This window comes from Pseudomonas sp. SDT291_1_S447 (assembly GCF_054070155.1).
This window is the reverse complement of sequence record NZ_JBSVXS010000005.1, coordinates 75,335-94,974: the sequence shown is the minus strand read 5'-3', so window position 1 is coordinate 94,974 and position 19,640 is coordinate 75,335. Positions and strand designations below refer to the sequence as shown.

The window sequence follows — 19,640 nt, the reverse complement described above, 5'->3', positions numbered from 1 at the left end:
AGCCGCAAGGGCAGGGGACTTGATCACTATAGAAGCCTGAGGCTATTGGGCAACTTGTGCGGCTGAGGTTTTCTGAGAATCACTATCGATTGAGCTTGGGTTTTTACTGTTTGTTGTTATAAGGTAACGCGAATTTTTAGCGGTGTTCCTGCTGGGCACCTGCTGTTATCCATTCGATTGCGAAACGCTCATGACGATTGTGCTTCCTCGTTCTGCCCCGTTGACCACTGGCCGGCTGCTGTCCATTGATGCCCTCAGAGGTCTGGTCATTCTGTTCATGCTGCTCGACCACGTGCGCGAAACCTTTTTGCTGCACCGCCAGGTCAGCGACCCGATGGACATTGCCAGCACCGAACCGGTGCTGTTTTTCAGTCGCACGTTGGCGCATCTGTGTGCGCCGGTGTTTGTGCTGCTGACCGGATTGTCTGCGTGGCTGTTCGGCGAAAAGTACGCGGGCAAGTCTGATGTCAGCGCCTTTCTGTTCAAACGTGGTCTGTTTCTGGTGTTGCTGGAATTCACCCTGGTGAACTTCGCGTGGACCTTCCAGCTGCCACCGAGCGTGATTTATCTGCAAGTGATCTGGGCGATCGGCTTGAGCATGATTGCCTTGTCGCTGCTGGTCTGGCTGCCGCGCTGGCTGCTGCTGACGTTGAGCCTGACGATCATCGCCGGACACAACCTGCTCGACGCGGTGCATTTTCCAGTGGAGTCGGCGCTGCATGTGCCGTGGGCGATTTTGCATGATCGCGGCTGGATCGATGTCAGCGACAACCTGCGTTTGCGCACCTCCTATCCGTTGTTGCCGTGGATCGGTGTGATCGGTCTGGGTTATGCGCTGGGGCCGTGGTTTGCTCGCGGTGTTGAAGCGGGATTGCGTCAGTGGCAACTGCTGATCGCGGGGAGCGCAGGACTGCTTGGCTTTGTCGGACTTCGGCTGATCAACGGCTATGGCGAAAAACCATGGGCCGTGGGCGACACGTCGGTGCAAACCTTGATGAGCTTTTTCAACATCACCAAGTACCCGCCGTCGTTGCTGTTTATCGCGCTGACCGTGAGCGTCGGGCTGTTGCTGCTACTGGCATTCGAACGCTTGCAGGATCGTCGCTGGATTCGCTGGTTGACCGTGTTCGGTTCGGCGCCGATGTTTTTCTATCTGCTGCATCTGTACGCGTTGAAGGTGTTGTACCTGATCGGCGTGGCGCTGTTCGGGCTGAATCAGGGCAGCTATTTCGGCTTCTCGTCAGTGGCGGCGATCTGGCTGGCGGCAGCGCTTCTGTCAATTGCGCTGTTCCCGGCCGTGCGCTGGTTCTCGGCGTTGAAGGCCCGTCGTCGCGACATCGCCTGGCTGAAGTATCTGTAAACGCCTAGCGCCGGTTGCGCACAAAGTCGATAAACGCTTTGAGCGGTGCCGGAACATGACGCCGGCTCGGGTAGTACAGGTGCAGGCCCGGATAGAACGGGCACCAGTCTCCCAGCACTTGCAGCAGACGCCCGCTGGCCAAGTGTTCGCTGACCATGTCTTCGAACACATAGGCCAGGCCCAGCCCTTGCAACGCGGGCCCGACCATCAGGCTGACATCGCCGAGGGTCAACGGGCCGTTGACTTCGATTTCCTGGGCGATGCCGCCGCGTTCGAGTTCCCAGCGGTACAGCGAGCCGCTGGGAAAGCGGTGGCGGATGCACGGCAGTGCGTGCAGGTCTTCGGGCTTTTGCGGTGCTGCGTGGCGTTCAAAAAACGCCGGTGAACCAACGACCACCGAGCGCATTGTCGGGCCGATCGGCAGCGACACCATGTCAGCCTCCAGGCGATCGCCGAAGCGCACGCCGGCATCGAACCCGCTGGCGACGATATCCAGCAGTGCATCGCTCTCGACCACTTCCAGACGGATGTCTGGATACACCTGCAAAAACTCACTGGCAATCGGCAGTAACACCAGTTCGCAGGCTTGCCGCCCGCAGGTGATGCGCAGATTGCCCGAGGGTTTATCGCGGAAGTGATTGAGGTCTTCCAAAGCATCGTCGATGTCGCGGAATGCCGGTTTCAGTCGGGCATACAGACGCTCGCCAGCCTCGGTCAATGCCACGCTACGGGTGGTGCGATTGAACAGGCGCACGCCGAGCCGGTTCTCCAGCGCTTTGACCGAATGGCTCAGGGCCGAGGGCGTGAGGCCCAGCTCAATGGCCGCTTTGCTGAAGTTCAAGTGCTGCGCGGTGTATAGAAAGACCGACAGATCGGCCGCCGAGGGTGATTTCATCTGTGAATGCCTTTCACAAAGTCATGCAAAATTGTTGGGATTATCACATCAGTAGCACGGCCTTAAAGTCGCATCAACTCATCAAGAAGACCTGGCACCACCGCCAGGGTCGCAGACAGGAGGAGTTGATATGCGTACCTGGTTTATTACTGGCGCTTCCCGTGGTTTTGGCACCCTCATCGCAGAACGCGCCTTGCGTGCCGGTGACGCGGTCATCGCTACCGCGCGCAACCCGCAAGACATCACTGACCGTCTCGGCGAGCAACCGAACCTGCTGGCAGTGCGTCTCGACGTCACCCGCGAGGACGAAGCGCATCAAGCGGTCGCTGAAGGGATCAAGCGTTTTGGCCGCATCGATGTGCTGATCAACAACGCCGGTTTTGGTGTGCTCGGCGCCGTCGAAGAAACCAGCGCCAGCGAGACCGAGCGCCTGTTCGCGACCAACGTGTTCGGCCTGCTCAACGTCACTCGCGCCGTGTTGCCGCATATGCGCGCGCAACGCAGTGGCCGGGTGATCAACATCTCGTCGATCGGCGGCTATCAGGCGTACATGGGCTGGGGCGTTTACGGCTCGACCAAGTTTGCCGTCGAAGGCATCACCGAAGCATTGCATCAGGAGCTGGCGCCGTTGGGCATTCAAGCCACGGTGGTCGAGCCGGGTTTCTTTCGCACTGATTTCCTTGATGAACAGTCGTTGATCAAAACGCAACTTGAGCTGCCGGACTACGACGAAACCGTTGGCAAGATGCGTGCGTTCGCCGAGGCGGCCAACCATGCGCAACCGGGTGATCCGCAGAAGTTTGCCGAGGCGATGCTGACGCTGGTCAATGCGCCGAACCCGCCGCAACGCTTGGCACTGGGCAGTGACACGGTGGCGCGGATCGAGGCGAAGAATCGGTTGGTGGCGCAAGAACTGGCCGAGTGGAATGAGCTGGCGCTGTCTACCGATTTCGCCAACTGAACGCCGGAGCTGTGAGAGCGAGGCTGCTCGCTCTCATCTTTTTCGTGCGCAAACTTCAGTGGATTTTTCTGTGTATTTCGCGCCTTGTTCGCTGCACAACGCAGCTTGGTGATTTCTCAAAGGATGGAACGGATGATTTCTGTAACTCAGTTGCACGGAGCGCGCGACAAGTTGCTCATACTCGGAGCCGTGTGCCTCTCGGCCTTGGTCCTGCCGTTAAGCTTTACCGGCGGCGCTGTAGCGACACCGGCCATCGGTCGTGACTTGGGCGGCAGTCCGGTGGCGCTGACCTGGATCACCAATGCGTTCATGTTGTCGTTCGGCAGTTTGCTGATGGCCGCCGGCGCATTGGCTGACGTGTACGGACGCAAACGCCTGTTCACCTTTGGCATGTTGCTGTTCACCGCCGCGTCGTTTGCGCAGAGTCTGGCGCCTTCGGTGTTCTGGCTGGATGTGTTGCGCGCCGTACAGGGTGTGGCGGGGGCGGCGGCGCTGGCCAGTGGTTCGGCGGCGCTAGCGCAAGAGTTCGAAGGCCATGCCCGGACTCGGGCGTATAGCGTGCTCGGCACCACGTTCGGCATCGGTCTGGCCTTCGGGCCGCTGGTGGCGGGTGCGCTGATCGAGGCCTTCAACTGGCGGGCAATTTTTGTCTTTACCGCGTTGATTGGAATCATCTCGCTGGTTTTCGGAGTGCCGCGCATGCGCGAAACCCGCGACCCGGATGCCAAAGGGCTGGACTGGCCGGGCACGCTGCTGTTCAGCGCAATGCTGGCGTTGTTCACGTTTGGCCTTATCCAGGCGCCGGACAGTGGTTGGGACAGTCCGCAGGTGATCGGTTTGCTGGGCGCTTCGGCCGTGTTGCTGGCAGCTTTCGTGATCGTCGAAATGCGTGTCGAGCGGCCGATGCTCGATCTGACCCTGTTCCGTTATCCGCGATTCATCGGCGTGCAGATGCTGCCGATCGGCACCTGTTTCTGCTACATCGTGCTGGTGGTGATGTTGCCGCTGCGCTTCATCGGCGTTGAGGGGCTGAGCGAGATCGACGCCGGTCTGCTGTTACTGGCGTTGTCGGCGCCGATGCTGGTGGTGCCGATGCTGGCCGCCTCGCTGGCGCGCCTTGTATCCGCCGGCATCTTGTCCGGCGCCGGGTTCCTGATTGCCGCTGTGGGCCTGCATTGGCTGAGTCTGTACAACGTCGGTGACGCGAAATTCACGTTGGTGGTGCCGATGCTGCTGATCGGTGTAGGCGCCGGTTTGCCGTGGGGGCTGATGGATGGTTTGTCGGTCAGTGTCGTGCCGAAAGAGCGCGCCGGTATGGCAGCGGGCATCTTCAGTACCGTGCGCGTGGCGGGTGAGGGGATTGCCCTTGCAATTGTCGCGGCAGTGCTGGCGTCATTGCTCCACGCTGATCTGTCGAGTGCCATGCACGTGGTGGCGGGTAGCGCCGAGGCGTCGCTGATTGCCGAGACCGCGCACCGGGTGACCACGGGTGATATGGCGCATGCGATCAACATCGTTCCGGGGCTGGCCAACGAGCGTCTGGTGGAAGGTTATGCTGCGGCGTTTCAGTATCTGCTGCACATCCTGACGGTGATCACGCTGGTGTCGGCGACGGTGGTACTGGGATTGTTAAGCAAGGATCGCAGCGTCGCGGAGCCGCAACAGGCTGCCGCATAAAGCCAATGTGGGAGCGAGCCTGCTCGCGAAAGCGGTGAGTCAGCAACGGATGGGTTGACTGAAATTGCCTCTTCGCGAGCAGGCTCGCTCCCACTTTGGATTGTGCCAAGCCACCTATTTTCGATCTGTCCGCGAATCCCTGTGGGAGCGAGCTTGCTCGCGAAAGCGGTATGTCAGCAACCGATGTGTTGGCAGACAATCCCGCTTCGCGAGCAAGCTCGCTCCCACAGGTTTTCCAGGTGCGTGGATTATTTGCGATCCAGCCACACCGTTTGCGCATTGCAGAACTCGCGCACGCCGAAGTGCGACAGCTCACGACCGAAGCCGCTCTTCTTCACACCACCAAACGTCACCCGTGGATCGCTGGCAGAGTAGCCGTTGATGAACACGCCGCCGGTCTCCAGTTCGCTGGTCAGTTGCTGGGCCAGTGCGACGTTGGCGGTGTAGATCGTTGCGGTCAGGCCGAACTCGCTGTCGTTCGCCAAGGCCACGGCATGCGCGCAATCGCGGGCGGTGATGATTGAAGCGACCGGGCCGAACAGTTCCTGTTTGAACGAGGTCATGCGGTCGGTGACATCGGCCAGTACGGTCGGCTCGTAGTAGTTGCCTGGGCCTTCGGACTTGCCACCACCAAGCAGCAGCGTCGCGCCTTCTTCAAGGGTGTCGCGCACTTGCTGGTCGAGTTCATCACGCAGGTCGAAACGTGCCATCGGGCCGATGTAGGTCTCGGCAGACAGCGGATCACCGACCTTCAACTTGCGCGTGGCTTCGACGAATTTACGGGTGAATTCTTCGACCACGCCTTCTTCGATGATCAGCCGTTTGGCTGCCGCGCAAACCTGACCGGAGTTCTGGTAGCGACCAATAACGGCGGCTTGCACCGCCTCATCCAGATCAGCGTCGTTGAGCACGATGAATGGATCGGAACCACCCAGTTCCAACACGCATTTCTTCAGCGCGGCACCGGCCTGAGCACCGATCGCCATACCGGCACGCACGCTGCCGGTCAGCGTTACAGCGGCGATGCGTGGATCGGCAATCGCGGTGGAAACGCCTTCCGGGGTGACGTTGATCACCTCAAAAACACCCTCGGCGAAACCGGCGCGAGTAAACGCGTCGCGCAACAGATAGGCGCTGCCCATCACGTTCGGCGCGTGCTTGAGCACGTAAGTGTTGCCAGCGATCAGCGCCGGAACGGCACCGCGCAGTACTTGCCAGATCGGGAAGTTCCACGGCATCACCGCGAGAATCGGGCCGAGCGGACGGTACTCGATGCGCGCCTTGCCACCTTCAACCTGCGTCGGCTCAGCGTCGAGCATGGCCGGGCCGTGTTCGGCGTACCACTCGCAGAGCTTGGCGCATTTCTCGATTTCACCGCGGGCCTGAGCGATCGGCTTGCCCATTTCCTGGGTGATCATCGTGGCCATGGCTTCGCTGGTTTCACGCAACGCAGCGGCCAGCGCGGTCAGCAGGCGCGAACGATCCTGCAGCGGCTTGCGTTTCCACTTGCCAAAGCCATATGCGGCGCGGGTCAACGCGGCGTCGAGGGCTTGCGCGGATTCAAACGCGTAATGACCGATCTGCTCGCCGGTGGCGGGGTTGATCGAGATGGCGTGGGTCTGGCTGGAAATCTGGCTCATGACATCGTCCTGCAGGTTCGTCGGATGGGCTTAGAGTAGGGTGGTGTTTGTTTTCTGGAAACTGAATAATAAAGATCGTTTCTTTCACGATTGGAGAATGACTGTGGATCTGGTGCAGCTGGAAATCTTCAAAGCCGTTGCCGAACACGGCAGCATCAGCGCCGCCGCCGCGCAGATCCATCGCGTGCCGTCGAATCTGACCACGCGGATCAAGCAGCTTGAGCAGGATCTGGGCGTTGATCTGTTTATCCGCGAGAAAAGCCGTTTGCGCCTGTCGCCGGCGGGGTGGAGTTTTCTCGAATACGCGCGACGGATTCTCGATCTGGTGCAGGAGGCCCGGGCAACGGTGGCGGGCGAGGAGCCGCAAGGCGCATTTCCGTTGGGCTCGCTGGAAAGCACGGCGGCGGTGCGCATTCCCGAATTGCTCGCGGCATACAACCAGTTGCACCCGAAAGTCGACCTCGACCTCTCGACCGGGCCCTCGGGGACGATGATCGACGGTGTGCTTTCCGGGCGCCTGGCTGCAGCGTTTGTCGATGGCCCTGTTTTGCATCCAACGCTGGAAGGCGTGCCGGCATTCGAAGAAGAGATGGTCATCATCGCGCCGCTCAATCACGCGCCCGTAAAACGCGCAGCGGATGTGAATGGCGAGAATATCTACGCCTTCCGCTCCAATTGTTCCTACCGTCATCACTTCGAAAAGTGGTTCAGCACCGACTCGGCGGTGCCTGGCAAGATCTTCGAAATGGAGTCGTACCACGGCATGCTCGCCTGTGTCAGCGCCGGCGCCGGACTGGCGCTGATGCCGCGCAAAATGCTGCAGAGCATGCCCGGGAGTGCGACCGTCAGCGTCTGGCCATTGGCGGCGGATTTTCGCTATCTGACCACCTGGCTGGTTTGGCGAAGGGGCACGGTGTCGCGCAGCCTGAGCATGTTTGTGCGTTTGCTGGAAGAGCGCGGGGTGGTGCGGGCAGAGGAATGAGGCAGGTTTCTGAGTATTTCTGTGTTGGAAAAAACTTTCGATTAGCAACGCGCGTACCAGTCGCGGTAAATACTTAAAACTGCGACTGGAAGCGCGCTTTAAAAACCAATGAGGTACATAATTTCCAATTAAAATTAAATTGGGGTGTCGGAGGTAGCGTGCACCTTCCCATTTGAAACTTTAATGGTTTTGTTTTGGTACTCGAACTCCATCTCGACGGTTGCGGTAATAGAGTTATGAGTGGAGTGTCTCTCAATATGAAGTTTTCCTTTTTTTGCCCTGACTATTTCTGTGCGGGATGACGCTAATGAACTAAAGGCGAGGGAACCAGTAACAGCGCTACCAACTGGTCCCACTTCATGCGTACCGTCTGGTAGGTCTTTCTGGAAGACAATCTGGAGACCGACATAACTGCCAGGAACACCTTCATCATAACGACCTGTGATAAAGCTTTTAACCGCTGTAGCAGAGTTCGTATAGCTAATATAATCTGCTTCAAAGTTTTCGCCTGTGTATTCTCGTGGAGGCGTGAAAGTTGCCGTGAAATAGTCGTTGGGGTGTTTGTTTTTCTCGGTACGGTTGCTAGCAGTGAACTCTAATTCCTGGTCTGGATTTTTCATTTTTAAGTTCCTTAGTTGATTAAATTAGGAATTTTCTATTATGGGCAGTTACCCGAACTACAGATTAACTAAAGCTTTCTATTTTGTAACTGTCATAAGTTACAGTTGTTTTTTCGTAAAAAGCGTGAGTGAGTTGGTCGAGGCGCGATATGTCATGCCCCACAGTTAGCGTGAAAAGTCGTCGATGCGATCGCCGCAGTGATCAAATCGTGCACACTCGAGCTCTCATTCGTCGCGTGCGGCTGGAGCGTTTTACGAAGGCGTGCTCATCTAAGTTTCTGCCAGACCATCCCGACACTACGCACCGTGCTGTTGTTTTTGCTACGGCACTTTGCAGGATCGCGCCGTGCAAATAGCCGATTTTGGTCAGTAAAAATGCTGGCTCTCGTGCCAGAGTCCGGCATTTTTCCTGTCAAAACGCCCCGTCGATACTGCGCGACACGTTCAGCGGATTGCCCTCGCGCAACACCTCTGGCAACAACTCATCCGGAAATCCCTGATACGCCACGGGCCGTAAGAAACGCTCGATCGAGGTCATGCCGACCGAAGTGAAGCGGCTGTCCGATGTGGCCGGAAAAGGGCCGCCGTGCACCGTAGCAAAGGTCACTTCCTGTGGGTGGGCGAAGGCGTTGACCACGATGCGTCCGGTGCGCCGTTCGAGAATCGGCAGAAGGCGCCGCGCGAATTCCAAGTCCGTATTTTCAAGGTGAATGGCGGCGCTGAGCTGTCCCCTGAACGAGCGGGCGACCGCCAGCAGTTCCTCGGCATCACTGACCGACACCAGCAGCGCCAACGGGCCGAACACTTCATGGGCCAGTGCTGGATCGCTGAGAAAATGCTGGCCCTCGATTTCCAGCAAGGCCGCACGTCCGGCGAACGAGTCATCGGCCGGCTTGCCTGTCGCGATCACCTGCGCGCCGGCACCTTTCATCGCCATCAGACCCTCGACGTAGGCGCCATGAATGCCCGGCGTCAGCATCGTCCGCGCCGGCGCCTCACTGACCCGTTTACGCATGGCGTTGCGCAGCTCATCAAAACCCGCACCGCGGATGGCAATCAGGATCGACGGACACAAACAGGCCTGCCCGACGTTGACCAGCATGCGTTCGATGAAGCCGTCGCCGATTTCGGCGCCGCGAACCGCCAGCGCCTCGGGCAGGATGAAGGTCGGGTTGACGCTGGTCATTTCGGTGAACACCGGGATTGGTTCGGGGCGCAATTGCGCACGGCGATACAGCGCCATGCCGCCCTGTTCAGATCCGGTAAACGTCACAGCCTTGATCAACGGATGATCGACCAGCGCTTCGCCGATGGCATTGCCGCCGCCACGCACCATTGAAAAAACACCTTCGGGTAAACCATGCGCCTGCACGGCTTCGCGAATGGCCCGCGCCTGGATTTCCGAGGCGCCGGGATGCGCGTTGTGTGCCTTGAGAATCACCGGCGCCCCGGCCGCCAATGCTGACGCGGTGTCGCCACCCGCCACCGAGTAGGAAATCGGAAAGTTGCTCGCGCCGAAAATCGCTACCGGGCCGATCGCGATTTTTTGCAGGCGATGATCCATCCGTGGGCGCGGCTGACGCTGGGGTTGCGCCGGGTCGATGGCCAGTTGCAGAAAGCGGCCCCGGCGCACCAGGTCGGCGAACTGGCGGAACTGGGTCGCTGCTCGCAAAGCTTCGCCCTCAAGCTGAGCTTCGGGCAGTCCGGTTTCCAGCGCAGCGCGTGCCGCCAGTTCGCTGCGTACTGCGTCGAGGTTGTCAGCGATGCTCTCGAGGAAAGCTGCGCGTTCGGCCAGCGAGGTGTGGCTGTAGCGGTCAAATGCCGCATCGGCGAGTGTCGCTGCCTGATCAACCTGCGCGGCACCGCCGAAGACGAAGTCCGGTTCGATCAATTGATCAGTGGCCGGGTTCAGCGCTTTCATCGTGCCTTCGGTGGCGGCGACATCCGCCGCGCCGATCAGCAAATGGCCGGTCAGATTCATTGCGCTTCACCCTGGGATTGGAGGTTGGTAATCAGTTCGTCCGTGCTGGCAATGACGTGAGCAAATGTCGGGCCGTTGAGTTCGTGGGCGGCGTGCATCATTTCCGCTTTGAAGGCCGCCGTTGCATCGCGGACCAGGGTGACGTGGTAGCCCAGTTCCGCGGCATAGCGGGCGGTGGCTTCGATGCAGGTGTTGGCCAACAGGCCGACGATGATCACGTGGGTGACGCCTTGCTGTTTCAGGCGAAAATCCAGGTCGGTGTTGGCGAAACCACTGGAGCCCCAGTGCTCCTGAACCACGATATCGCCGTCCTTCGGGGCGAAATCCGGGTGCCATTCGCCGCCCCATTCGCCACGGGCAAAATGATGCATGTGCATGATTTTGCATTGCGTCGGGGTCGGGTGATCCCAGCTTTCGTAGTCGCCTTTTTCCCAGCGGTGATGGGGTACGATGACCACCGGGATTTTCAGCTCGCGCACGGTGCGGTCGAGTTTGCGCAGGTTGTCGAGCAGGCCGTTCTGTTCAGCCATCGGTTTGATCAGCGGGAATATCTTGCCGCCGTCCGAAAGAAAATCGTTGTATGGATCGACCAGCAGATAGGCGGTTCTGTCCAGCGGATAGGGGGTATTCGACATGGCGGCTTGCTCCGGCAATGGGACTATCGGTGCACAGGGCTTGTCCCGGCATCGTGTGGATATGATAATCATAGTAACTGTAAAAGAGGCAAGCCCTGATGGCAGTAAACGATAGTCTTCCTGACACGCTGTGCCCGATCTCCCGGGCCGAGACGATCGTCGGCGACCGCTGGACCGTGCTGGTTTTGCGCGAGTTGTTCATGGCCAATCATCGCTATGACGAGATCCAGGCGCAGACCGGCGGTACGCCGCAAATGGTCGCCGCGCGTCTGAAATGTCTGGAAGCGGAGGGGCTGGTTGAGCGCCGGTTGTACAACGAGCGGCCGAAACGCTACGAGTACCACCTCACCGCGAAAGGCGAGGCGTTCTACCCGGTAATCATTGCGCTGCGGGCGTGGGGAGAGACCTGGTGCAAGGCACCGGAGGAGGGGGTGGCGGTGAACATGACCCACAAAAACTGCAACCACGACGCCGGCCTCGGGCCGCTGTGCGAGCACTGCGGCGAACCCTTGCGTCGGGAAGATCTGATCAGCCAGCCACAAGCAGCCTACGCCGCCGAACGGCAGGCGCGGCGTGAGGCGTTCAAAAGCAAATAAGCTCGATCACGGCGTGCCGTTTCGACCGTGCAGCACGTAGCCGGGACGCAGGCTCAAACGCTCGTAATAGGCTTTCACTGCGGCAAAATTCGGGTGAACCAGTGGGGTTTCGAACCAGCGGTTCACCGACAGCCCGATGGGAATGTCCGCCAGGGAAAACTGCTCGCCACTGACGTAGGCGCCGGTCTTTTCCAGTTGTCGGTCGAGGATTGCCATGGTCTTCGACCATTGCTCAATGCCGTTCGCCAGCGCGGCATTATCCTGATAGTCGGGCGACTGGCGCGCCAGCGACATGAAGGCGTACGACCACGAGCGATTCAGCTCCGACGCTTGCCAGTCGATCCACTGATCCACCCGCGCCCGGGTTTGCGCGTCAGTCGGATAGAGGTGCGAACCGTCATAACGTGCGGCCAGATAACGAATGATCGTGTTCGACTCCCACAAGGTGAAGTCGCCGTCCTGAATCACCGGCACCATGGCGCAGGGATTGAGCGCGAGAAACTGCGAATCGTTCGTCGATCTGAACCCCGATCCCCAGTCTTCACGCTCGAAAGGAATGTGCAATTCAGCGCAAGTCCACAGCACTTTGCGCACGTTGATCGATGAGGCTTTACCGAGTATTCGCAGCATTGGATGTCCCTTACCCAATCGTCGTCAGGCGTAAACAAATACCACACCGCAACGGAGAAGGCCCGCACAGTGCGGGCCTTCTTTTTCAGCGCATCAATCTTACAGACTGCCCGCCAGTTTGCCGCCCATCATCCGCCGACGGTAAGACGTATCGCGATTGGCCAGCCAGAAATACAACGGCGAGGTCACCAGCAATCCCACCAGCCACGACAGATCCGCACCGTTGATGTGCGCCGACACCGGGCCGACGTACAGCGGCGTGTTCATGAACGGGATCTGCACAGCGATGCCGATCGCGTAAGCCAGCAACGCCTGCGGGTTGTAGCGGCCGTAGATGCCGCCGTCGACCTGGAAGATCGACTGGATGTCGTACTGCCCTTTGTGGATCGCATAGAAGTCGATCAGGTTGATCGCCGTCCACGGCACCAACACCACCAGCAACACCAGCACCATGTCGACGAAGTGGCCGATAAAGTCTTTCGAGGCGCCGACGGCGGCAAAGCAGCAAGCCAGCAACACGATGATCGAGATCACTGCGCGGCTCTTGGCGGTGGGGATCCAGCGGTAGGCGAAGGTCTGCACCAGAGTGATCAGCGACAGCACCGCGCCGTAAAGGTTGAGGGCGTTGTGGCTGATCACGCTGAGCAGAAACAGCACCAGCATCAGCGGGCCAATGGAACCGGTGGCGAGTTTCACTGCATCCATGGTGTCCATGCCGACGGGCGTCGCCAGCACCGCGACGGCGCCGAAAATAAACGCCAGACTCGAACCGAACGCCGACCCCAAGTACGTGGTCCAGAACGTCGACGAGACTTTGACGTCGGCCGGCAAGTACCGCGAATAATCCGACACGTAGGGCGCAAACGCGATCTGCCACAGCGCGGCCAGCGACACGGTGGCCAGCCAACCGGACAGGTTGAAGCTGCCCCGGGTGAGGAAGTCATCGGTTTGAATATGAGTGAAGATGTAGCCGAAACCGACAACGATGCCGATCCCCAACACCCAGGTGCCGATGCGGTTGAGTACATGGATAAAGCGGTAGCCAATGATGCCGATGATTCCCGAACCGACTGCGCCAATGACGATACCGACCGGCACCGGAACGCTGTCGACCACGCCATGCAACGACTTGCCGGCCAGCACGATGTTGGAAGCGAAGAAGCCGATGTACATGACGCCGGCGATCAGTACCACCAGCAACGCGCCGAGCGAGCCGAACTGCGCGCGGCTCTGGATCATTTGCGGGATGCCCATCTGTGGGCCTTGCGCCGAGTGCAGCGCCATCAGCACACCACCGACCAGGTGGCCGACGAGAATGGCGACGATGCCCCAGAGCAGATTCAAGTGAAACAACTGCACGCCCAGCGCACCGGTAACGATGGGCAACGGCGCGATGTTGCCGCCGAACCAGAGCGTGAACAGATCCCTGACCTTTCCGTGGCGATCTTCGGGGGGCACGTATCCTATCGTGTGTTTTTCAATCAGCGGAGCGGAGGTTGCTGCAGGGGTAGCCATGACGAACTCCAAGGCAAGGATGAGTACGTGGACGTACTTCGGCAAGCGCCGGCACGGGCGGCGCATTTCTTGTTGAAGCGATCATGTGCAAAGCACCGCGAGAGATAAATTAGTAAGTTTGTTGCTACAGACCTTAAAAAAAATATGCTCCGGGCGAGGCCTGGCTCCGGTATGTTCAGGCTTCTCTCTTATCTTGATTCACAGCGCTTTGTGCAGGAGCTGCCGAAGGCTGCGACCCTTTGATTTTCTGGAGATTCCCATGGCCGCCTACAACCTGCGCCAGCTCAAATACTTCGTCACCACCGCCGAGTGCGGCAGCGTCGCCGAAGCGTCGCGCAAGCTCTACATCGCGCAGCCGTCGGTCTCCACGGCGATCAAGCATCTGGAAGAAAGTTTCGGCGTGCAGCTGTTCATCCGCCATCACGCCCAGGGTGTATCGCTGACGCCCAGCGGCTCACGCTTCTACCGCAAGGCGCTGGAGCTGTTACGCGTTGCCCACGAATTCGAACAGAACGCACTGGCCGACAACGACGTGGTGGCCGGGCAAATCGATATCGGCTGTTTTGAAACTGTCGCGCCGCTGTACCTGCCGCGCCTGATCGCCGGTTTCAAGGAACGCTGGCCGGGGGTGGAAATCCGCATTCGCGACGGTGAGCAGCAAGAGCTGGTGCAGGCGCTGACGGCCGGCAGCATCGACCTGGCGATGCTGTTCGAGCACGATCTCGATAGCACGATCGAAACCACGCCGCTGATGCCCGCGCAGCAGCCTTACGCCTTGCTCCCGGCGGATCACCGCTTTGCGCAACAGGCGAAAGTCTCGCTGCATGATCTGGTGCTGGAGCCCATGATTCTGCTCGACGTGGTGCCGAGCCGGACCTACTTCGTGAGCATTTTCGAGGAGCGCGGGTTGACCCCGCACATTGTGTTCAGCTCCCCATCAATCGAGATGGTGCGCGGCATGGTCGGGCGCGGTTTCGGCTTTTCGATTCTGGTCACCAAACCGTTCAGCGACTACACCTACGACGGCCAGAAAGTCGTCTGCGTGCCGCTGGCGGAAACCGTGACCGGGTCGGGATTGTCGGCAGCCTGGCTGCGGCGGGTGCAACTGACCAAACCGGTGCAGTTGTTTGTCGACCATTGTCGTGAGGAACTGGCCCGACTGTACGCTTGAGAGCAGTCGAGCCACGGTTCAATCGCTGATGAAAGTCAGCACACGTTGGAGCATTTCGTCGCAGGCCTTCAGTTGATCGAGGCTGACAAACTCGTCGGGTTTGTGGCCCTGATCCATGCTGCCGGGCCCGCAGACCACGGTCGGGATACCCGCCGCATCAAACAGTCCGCCTTCCGTGCCGAACGCCACCGTGGCGAAATCCGTTGAACCGCAGAACGCCGCAATCAGCTCGGCGGCCTGGCTCTGCGCATCGGTGACCAACCCCGGATAGGCTGATAATTCGCTGAAGCGGATCTCGCTTTGCGCACTGATCGCACGCATGCGCGGCAGCACTTCGCGTTCGGCATAGGCTTTCAGTGCTTGGGCGACGAGGCCCGGATCCTGCGAGGGCAGGGCGCGAATTTCGAAATCGAAACGACAGTCGGCAGGCACGATGTTCAAGGCTTTGCCGCCGCTGATCACTCCGGTTTGCACGGTGCTGTAGGGCGGGTCGAAGCGCTTGTCATGATGCTCTGGCGTTTTCAGTTGCTGCCCGAGTCGGCCCAGCTCACCAATCAGTTCGGCGGCGTATTCGATGGCATTGACGCCCAGTGGCGCGTAAGCCGAATGGCACGGATGGCCATGCACATCGCAACGCATCGCCAGTTTGCCTTTGTGGCCGAGCACCGGTTTCAGCTCGGTCGGTTCGCCGATGATGCACAGCAACGGTTTGATCGGGCGTTGCTGCAAGACCTCGAGCAGCGAACGCACGCCGAGGCAGCCAACCTCTTCGTCGTAAGACAGAGCGATGTGCACCGGCAGGCGCAACGACGCCTGCACCAGCGCCGGTACCAGCGCCAGCACACAGGCGATATAACCCTTCATGTCTGCCGTACCGCGCCCAAACACCTTGCCGTCGCGCTCGGTCAATTCGAACGGCGGCAGCGTCCACGGCTGACCATCGACCGGCACTACATCGGTGTGCCCGGACAGCACAATGCCCGGTTGATCCACCGGGCCGATCGTGGCGAACAGGTTGGCCTTGCTGCGCTCATCGTTGTAGATCAGCGCGCAGGGCACGTCGAAACCTTCGAGGTAATCGCGGACGAATTCGATCAACTGCAAGTTGGATTCACGGCTGGTGGTATCGAACCCCACCAGCGCCTTGAGCAACTCGACGCTGTTCATCGCTCGTCCCCGGCCACGCCATAGCCCGGCGCCTTGGCCGGATCGAGGGCGCGGTCGATGTAGTCCTGAAGCTGCGGCGCGTAGGCGTCCCAGAGTTGTTGCAACTGGCCGATCGGGTCTTCATCGGCCCAGTCGACGCGCAGGTTGACGATCGGCCAGGTCTGCTCGCCGACCACCACGACGGCGGCCGAATGCACCGGGCCGGCTTCGCCACCGAGCGCTTGCGCGGCGTGCAGGGCCTTGAGCAGACGATCAGCGAGTTGACCTTCGCCGTCCTCGAAGGCGCTGACCATCGCTTCGATCACCGAACGCCCGGCGAGCATGTTACCGGCGGCGACGCACTGTTCGCCGCTGACGGCGTTGTGCACGCCGAGGGTTTGCGCACCGCTGAAATGTGCGGTCTGGCCGAGGTGGTTGATCGCGGTGATCTGGCGGTACTGGCTGTAGCCGTTACGCGTGAGCACCTTGTCCAGCGCATCGTCCGGCGCCAGACCTTGCTCCATCAGCGCGAGGACTTCCGGGCCGAGGGACGGCAGGGTGATGTTCTGGCTCGACACCGCGCCAACGCCGGGCAGCAGCCACGGGCAGCGCGCACCGACGGCGATGCTGGAGGAACTGATGGCGACACCGAACTGGCCGGTTTCGGCGCAGCGGGCTGCGATTGAAAAGGTCATCTGCTTACTCCTTACTAGAAGATGTTGTCCTTGAGGGCCTCATCGCTGGCAAGCCAGCTCCCACAGGTTTGGGGTCGATCAAAAAACCTTCAAACAACTCCAAACCCTGTGGGAGCTGGCTTGCCAGCGATAGCCGCGACTCGGTTTCCTGACTTACTCAGGAATCACCGCAATCACATCAATCTCCATCAGCCACTGCGGCTGCCCCAGCGCCGACACCACCAGTCCAGTGGAGATCGGGAACACGCCTTTAAGCCACTTGCCGACTTCGCCATATACCGCTTCGCGATAACGCGGGTCGATCAGGTACGTGGTGGTTTTGACGATGTGGCTCATGTCGCTGCCGGCTTCTTCCAGCAACTGTTTAACGTTGCGCATCGCTTGTTCGGCCTGCGCGCGCGGATCACCCAGACCCACCAGATTGCCGTCGAAATCCGTGCCGACCTGACCACGGACATACACGGTGTTGCCGGCCCGCACGGCCTGGCACAGGTCATTGTCCAGGGTCTGGTTCGGGTAGGTGTCTTTGGTGTTGAACATGCGGATGCGAGTGTGGGTGGGCTGGCTCATGTGAAACTCCTGAAGATGGTACGCCCCGGCGCAATCGGCGCCGGCGCGAAAAGGGCTATCAAGCGTCGACGGTGTCGGCGGCTTTGTTGTGGCTGCTCGAATGCAGTGCGGCTTCACGCTGCTCGGCATCGCGATAGTCCAGATACTTGCGCTGGGTGGCGATGTGATCGGCGACGTGCTTGGCGTCGTGCCACACGCCCCAGATGAACGACGAACCGCGACGCGACTGCCACGGCAAACCAAGGAAATACACGCCCGGTTCACTCGACACACCACGTTGGTGCACAGGCTTGCCCTTGTCATCGAACGTCGCGACTTGCAGCCAGGAATAATCCACGGCAAACCCGGTGGCCCAGATGATCGACGTGATACCGGCCTTGGCCAGATCCAGATCGGCCAGCGGATTTTTCACGCACTCGGGGTCCGGATAGGTTTCGCGCGCTTCAGGTTCTTCCGGCAGATCGAGGCCGTTGCGCTCGATGTAGGCATCGGCGGCATCGAGCAACGCCAGGTAATTTTCGTCGCCGCGAGTGAGGTTGCCGACCAGGTCCTGCTTGAAGGTCACCACGCCGTTATTGAACGATTCGGTGACGCCAACCAGGGTCATGCCGCGATGGGCCAGACCACGGAAATCGATGGTGCGCCCGCCATGGGCACCGCTGACCGCGATGGTCACGTGCTCACGCCCCGGTTTCATCGCCGCTTGATCCCACTCGCCAAGCACGCCCAACCACCAGCAGAAATCCCGGTTGCGATAGGCGCGAGGTGGGCGATCGTGGGCGCCGACCGACAGGTAAACCTGCTTGCCGGAACGTTGCAGCTCATCGGCAATCTGCACGCCGGAAGAACCGGCACCGACCACCAGCACTGCGCCTGCCGGCAGTTGCTGCGGATTGCGGTAATCAGCGGAGTGGATCTGCAACAGACGTTCGTCCTGCGGGGCAATCGCCGGAATCACCGGTTTCTGAAACGGCCCGGTCGCAGCGACCACACGACTGGCTTCGATCACGCCTTCGGAGGTCTCGACGGTGAAACCCGGGCGCCCGACATTGCGCACCACGCTTTTCACTTCAACGCCGGTGCGGATCGGCGCATTGAATTTCTTTGCATAGGCTTCGAAGTAATCCGCCACGCGCTCTTTCGGGGCGAAGCCGTCGGGATCGACGTCATCGAATTCCAGGCCGGGAAAGCGGTCGTGCCAGGCCGGGCCGTTGGCAACCAGCGAGTCCCAACGCCCGGTGCGCCAGCGTTCGGCAATGCGATTGCGCTCCAGCACGAGGTGCGGCACACCGAGTTTGCTCAGGTGTTCGCTCATGGCGACGCCTGCCTGGCCAGCACCCACGATCAGCGTGTCTGTTTTTATTATTGCAGTGGTCATCTCTACATCCTTCCTAGCAAGGCAGTGGGATTCGGGCCGCTGTTGGCTTGTCCGTTTTGCTTGCGGTCAGACTAGGGAGGAGGGGGATTTCGGTAAAATATTATTAAGCTGGGATGTGAAGATAAAAATCTGATGCAGCGCTTGGAAACCCTTGAAATACAGGGGTTGCAGGAAATCGGCTGTGGGGTTGGGAGATAAAAAAACCGTTGGCGTAACGTGCAGTGGTGATCAGAATCTTCCCCTCACCACTGCGCCGGTTTCAACGATTCAGAAACGCCAGCAAGTCCTCATTCAAGGCCTGCGCGTGCGTCACCACAAAGCCATGTGGCGCACCTGCATAAACCTTCAGCTCGGCGCCCTTGATCTGCGCCGCCGCCTGCTTGCCGGTGGTTTCAAACGGCACGATCTGGTCGCCGTCGCCATGGATCACCAGTGTCGGTACATCGATCTTGGCCATGTCCGGGCGGAAGTCGGTTTCCGAGAACGCGGTCACGCAATCCACGGTGCCCTTGAGCGAGGCCAGCAGCGCAATGTTGAGTGTTTGCGCGAGCACGCCGTCAGAGACTTTCTGGCCTTGATTGGTGCCATAGAACGGCGCGGCGAAGTCAGCGATGAACTGCGCACGATCCTGCAACAAGCCAGCCTTGATGCCGTCGAACACCGAGGTGTCGACACCTTGCGGGAAATCGGCTTTCTTGCCGAACAACGGCGTCACCGCGCCCAGCAATACCACACCGGCAACGCGTTCGCTGCCATGACGAGCGATGTAACGGCTGACATCGCCGCCACCCATGGAAAAGCCCACCAGCGTCACCTCGCGCAGGTCCAGATGGTTGATCAGTTGCGCGATGTCATCGGCGAAAGTGTCGTAGTCATACCCGGTCCACGGCTGGTCGGAACGCCCGAAACCACGGCGATCAAAGGCAATGGTGCGATAGCCACGGCTGCTCAGGTATTCCATCTGGTATTCCCACATGTCGGCATCCAGCGGCCAGCCGTGGCTGAAGAGCACGGGTTTACCGCTGCCCCAATCCTTGTAGTAGATCTCGTTACCGTCTTGCGTGGTGAAGGTGCTCATGGAAACTCCTGCGTCAGGGATCGCGCGTGATGCCGAAATGGCGACATTCACTATCAGCGCAAAGCGCTCTGGCTACTTGTATGCAGGTGCTGGTTTTGCGTCGGTCCAGT

18 protein-coding genes are annotated in these 19,640 nt (G+C 59.9%); 6 read left to right on the top strand and 12 right to left on the bottom strand.

Annotated features, from left to right (window positions below; translation table 11 throughout):
• Positions 1–190 precede the first annotated feature (190 nt).
• Positions 191–1,360: a DUF1624 domain-containing protein gene (locus ACW9IR_RS03510; RefSeq protein ID WP_457461680.1), complete on the top strand. Its 1,170-nt coding sequence runs from the start codon at positions 191–193 to the stop codon at positions 1,358–1,360.
• Between the two features lie 4 nt (positions 1,361–1,364).
• Here ACW9IR_RS03510 and ACW9IR_RS03505 read toward each other — a convergent pair whose 3' ends face one another.
• Positions 1,365–2,255: a LysR family transcriptional regulator gene (locus ACW9IR_RS03505; protein ID WP_457461678.1), complete on the bottom strand. Its 891-nt coding sequence runs from the start codon at positions 2,253–2,255 to the stop codon at positions 1,365–1,367.
• A gap of 130 nt (positions 2,256–2,385) precedes the next feature.
• Here ACW9IR_RS03505 and ACW9IR_RS03500 point away from each other — a divergent pair, with 130 nt between their 5' ends.
• Both ACW9IR_RS03500 and ACW9IR_RS03495 read left to right on the top strand, forming a co-directional pair.
• Entirely contained in the window at positions 2,386–3,216 is an 831-nt protein-coding gene (locus ACW9IR_RS03500; protein WP_457461676.1) for an oxidoreductase, read from the top strand.
• A 132-nt stretch (positions 3,217–3,348) separates the two neighbouring features.
• Positions 3,349–4,893 (top strand): MFS transporter, encoded by a 1,545-nt coding sequence (locus ACW9IR_RS03495; protein WP_457461674.1) that lies wholly within the window; start codon positions 3,349–3,351, stop codon positions 4,891–4,893.
• Between the two features lie 248 nt (positions 4,894–5,141).
• Here the strand turns inward: ACW9IR_RS03495 and ACW9IR_RS03490 are convergent, their stop codons facing one another.
• Complete coding sequence (locus tag ACW9IR_RS03490; RefSeq protein WP_457461672.1) at positions 5,142–6,533, bottom strand: aldehyde dehydrogenase family protein; 1,392 nt, start codon at positions 6,531–6,533, stop codon at positions 5,142–5,144.
• Between the two features lie 103 nt (positions 6,534–6,636).
• Here ACW9IR_RS03490 and ptrR point away from each other — a divergent pair, with 103 nt between their 5' ends.
• A complete protein-coding gene (gene ptrR, locus ACW9IR_RS03485; protein WP_457461723.1) occupies positions 6,637–7,515 on the top strand; it encodes a putrescine utilization regulator PtrR in 879 nt (292 codons plus the stop codon).
• A 134-nt stretch (positions 7,516–7,649) separates the two neighbouring features.
• Here the strand turns inward: ptrR and ACW9IR_RS03480 are convergent, their stop codons facing one another.
• From ACW9IR_RS03480 to ACW9IR_RS03470, 3 genes are all read right to left on the bottom strand, one after another.
• Positions 7,650–8,135 (bottom strand): hypothetical protein, encoded by a 486-nt coding sequence (locus ACW9IR_RS03480; RefSeq protein ID WP_457461670.1) that lies wholly within the window; start codon positions 8,133–8,135, stop codon positions 7,650–7,652.
• Between the two features lie 412 nt (positions 8,136–8,547).
• Positions 8,548–10,116, bottom strand: a complete 1,569-nt coding sequence (locus ACW9IR_RS03475) for an aldehyde dehydrogenase (NADP(+)) (protein WP_457461669.1) — start codon at positions 10,114–10,116, stop codon at positions 8,548–8,550.
• Complete coding sequence (locus ACW9IR_RS03470) at positions 10,113–10,751, bottom strand: isochorismatase family cysteine hydrolase (protein WP_457461667.1); 639 nt, start codon at positions 10,749–10,751, stop codon at positions 10,113–10,115. The genes ACW9IR_RS03475 and ACW9IR_RS03470 overlap by 4 nt, the downstream gene beginning before the upstream one ends.
• 98 nt (positions 10,752–10,849) lie before the next feature.
• Here ACW9IR_RS03470 and ACW9IR_RS03465 point away from each other — a divergent pair, with 98 nt between their 5' ends.
• Positions 10,850–11,347, top strand: a complete 498-nt coding sequence (locus ACW9IR_RS03465) for a winged helix-turn-helix transcriptional regulator (protein ID WP_457461665.1) — start codon at positions 10,850–10,852, stop codon at positions 11,345–11,347.
• A 6-nt stretch (positions 11,348–11,353) separates the two neighbouring features.
• Here the strand turns inward: ACW9IR_RS03465 and ACW9IR_RS03460 are convergent, their stop codons facing one another.
• Entirely contained in the window at positions 11,354–11,977 is a 624-nt protein-coding gene (locus ACW9IR_RS03460) for a glutathione S-transferase family protein (RefSeq protein ID WP_457461662.1), read from the bottom strand.
• Positions 11,978–12,076: 99 nt separating this feature from the next.
• Positions 12,077–13,492, bottom strand: a complete 1,416-nt coding sequence (locus tag ACW9IR_RS03455; RefSeq protein ID WP_457461660.1) for a purine-cytosine permease family protein — start codon at positions 13,490–13,492, stop codon at positions 12,077–12,079.
• 259 nt (positions 13,493–13,751) lie between these two features.
• Here ACW9IR_RS03455 and ACW9IR_RS03450 point away from each other — a divergent pair, with 259 nt between their 5' ends.
• A complete protein-coding gene (locus tag ACW9IR_RS03450) occupies positions 13,752–14,663 on the top strand; it encodes a LysR family transcriptional regulator (protein WP_457461659.1) in 912 nt (303 codons plus the stop codon).
• Between the two features lie 18 nt (positions 14,664–14,681).
• Here ACW9IR_RS03450 and argE read toward each other — a convergent pair whose 3' ends face one another.
• From argE to ACW9IR_RS03425, 5 genes are all read right to left on the bottom strand, one after another.
• Positions 14,682–15,830: an acetylornithine deacetylase gene (gene argE / locus ACW9IR_RS03445; RefSeq protein WP_102902113.1), complete on the bottom strand. Its 1,149-nt coding sequence runs from the start codon at positions 15,828–15,830 to the stop codon at positions 14,682–14,684.
• On the bottom strand, positions 15,827–16,504 hold the full coding sequence (locus ACW9IR_RS03440; protein ID WP_110721259.1) for a DUF1028 domain-containing protein: 678 nt from the start codon (positions 16,502–16,504) through the stop codon (positions 15,827–15,829). Before ACW9IR_RS03440 ends, argE begins: the two co-directional genes overlap by 4 nt.
• Before the next feature lie 153 nt (positions 16,505–16,657).
• A complete protein-coding gene (locus ACW9IR_RS03435; protein ID WP_007910844.1) occupies positions 16,658–17,074 on the bottom strand; it encodes a RidA family protein in 417 nt (138 codons plus the stop codon).
• Positions 17,075–17,132: 58 nt separating this feature from the next.
• Positions 17,133–18,452 (bottom strand): flavin-containing monooxygenase, encoded by a 1,320-nt coding sequence (locus ACW9IR_RS03430; RefSeq protein ID WP_110721260.1) that lies wholly within the window; start codon positions 18,450–18,452, stop codon positions 17,133–17,135.
• Between the two features lie 259 nt (positions 18,453–18,711).
• The gene (locus ACW9IR_RS03425; protein ID WP_457461655.1) at positions 18,712–19,530 is read right to left on the bottom strand and encodes an alpha/beta fold hydrolase; all 819 of its coding nucleotides are present in this window, start codon (positions 19,528–19,530) and stop codon (positions 18,712–18,714) included.
• Between the last annotated feature and the right edge of the window lie 110 nt (positions 19,531–19,640).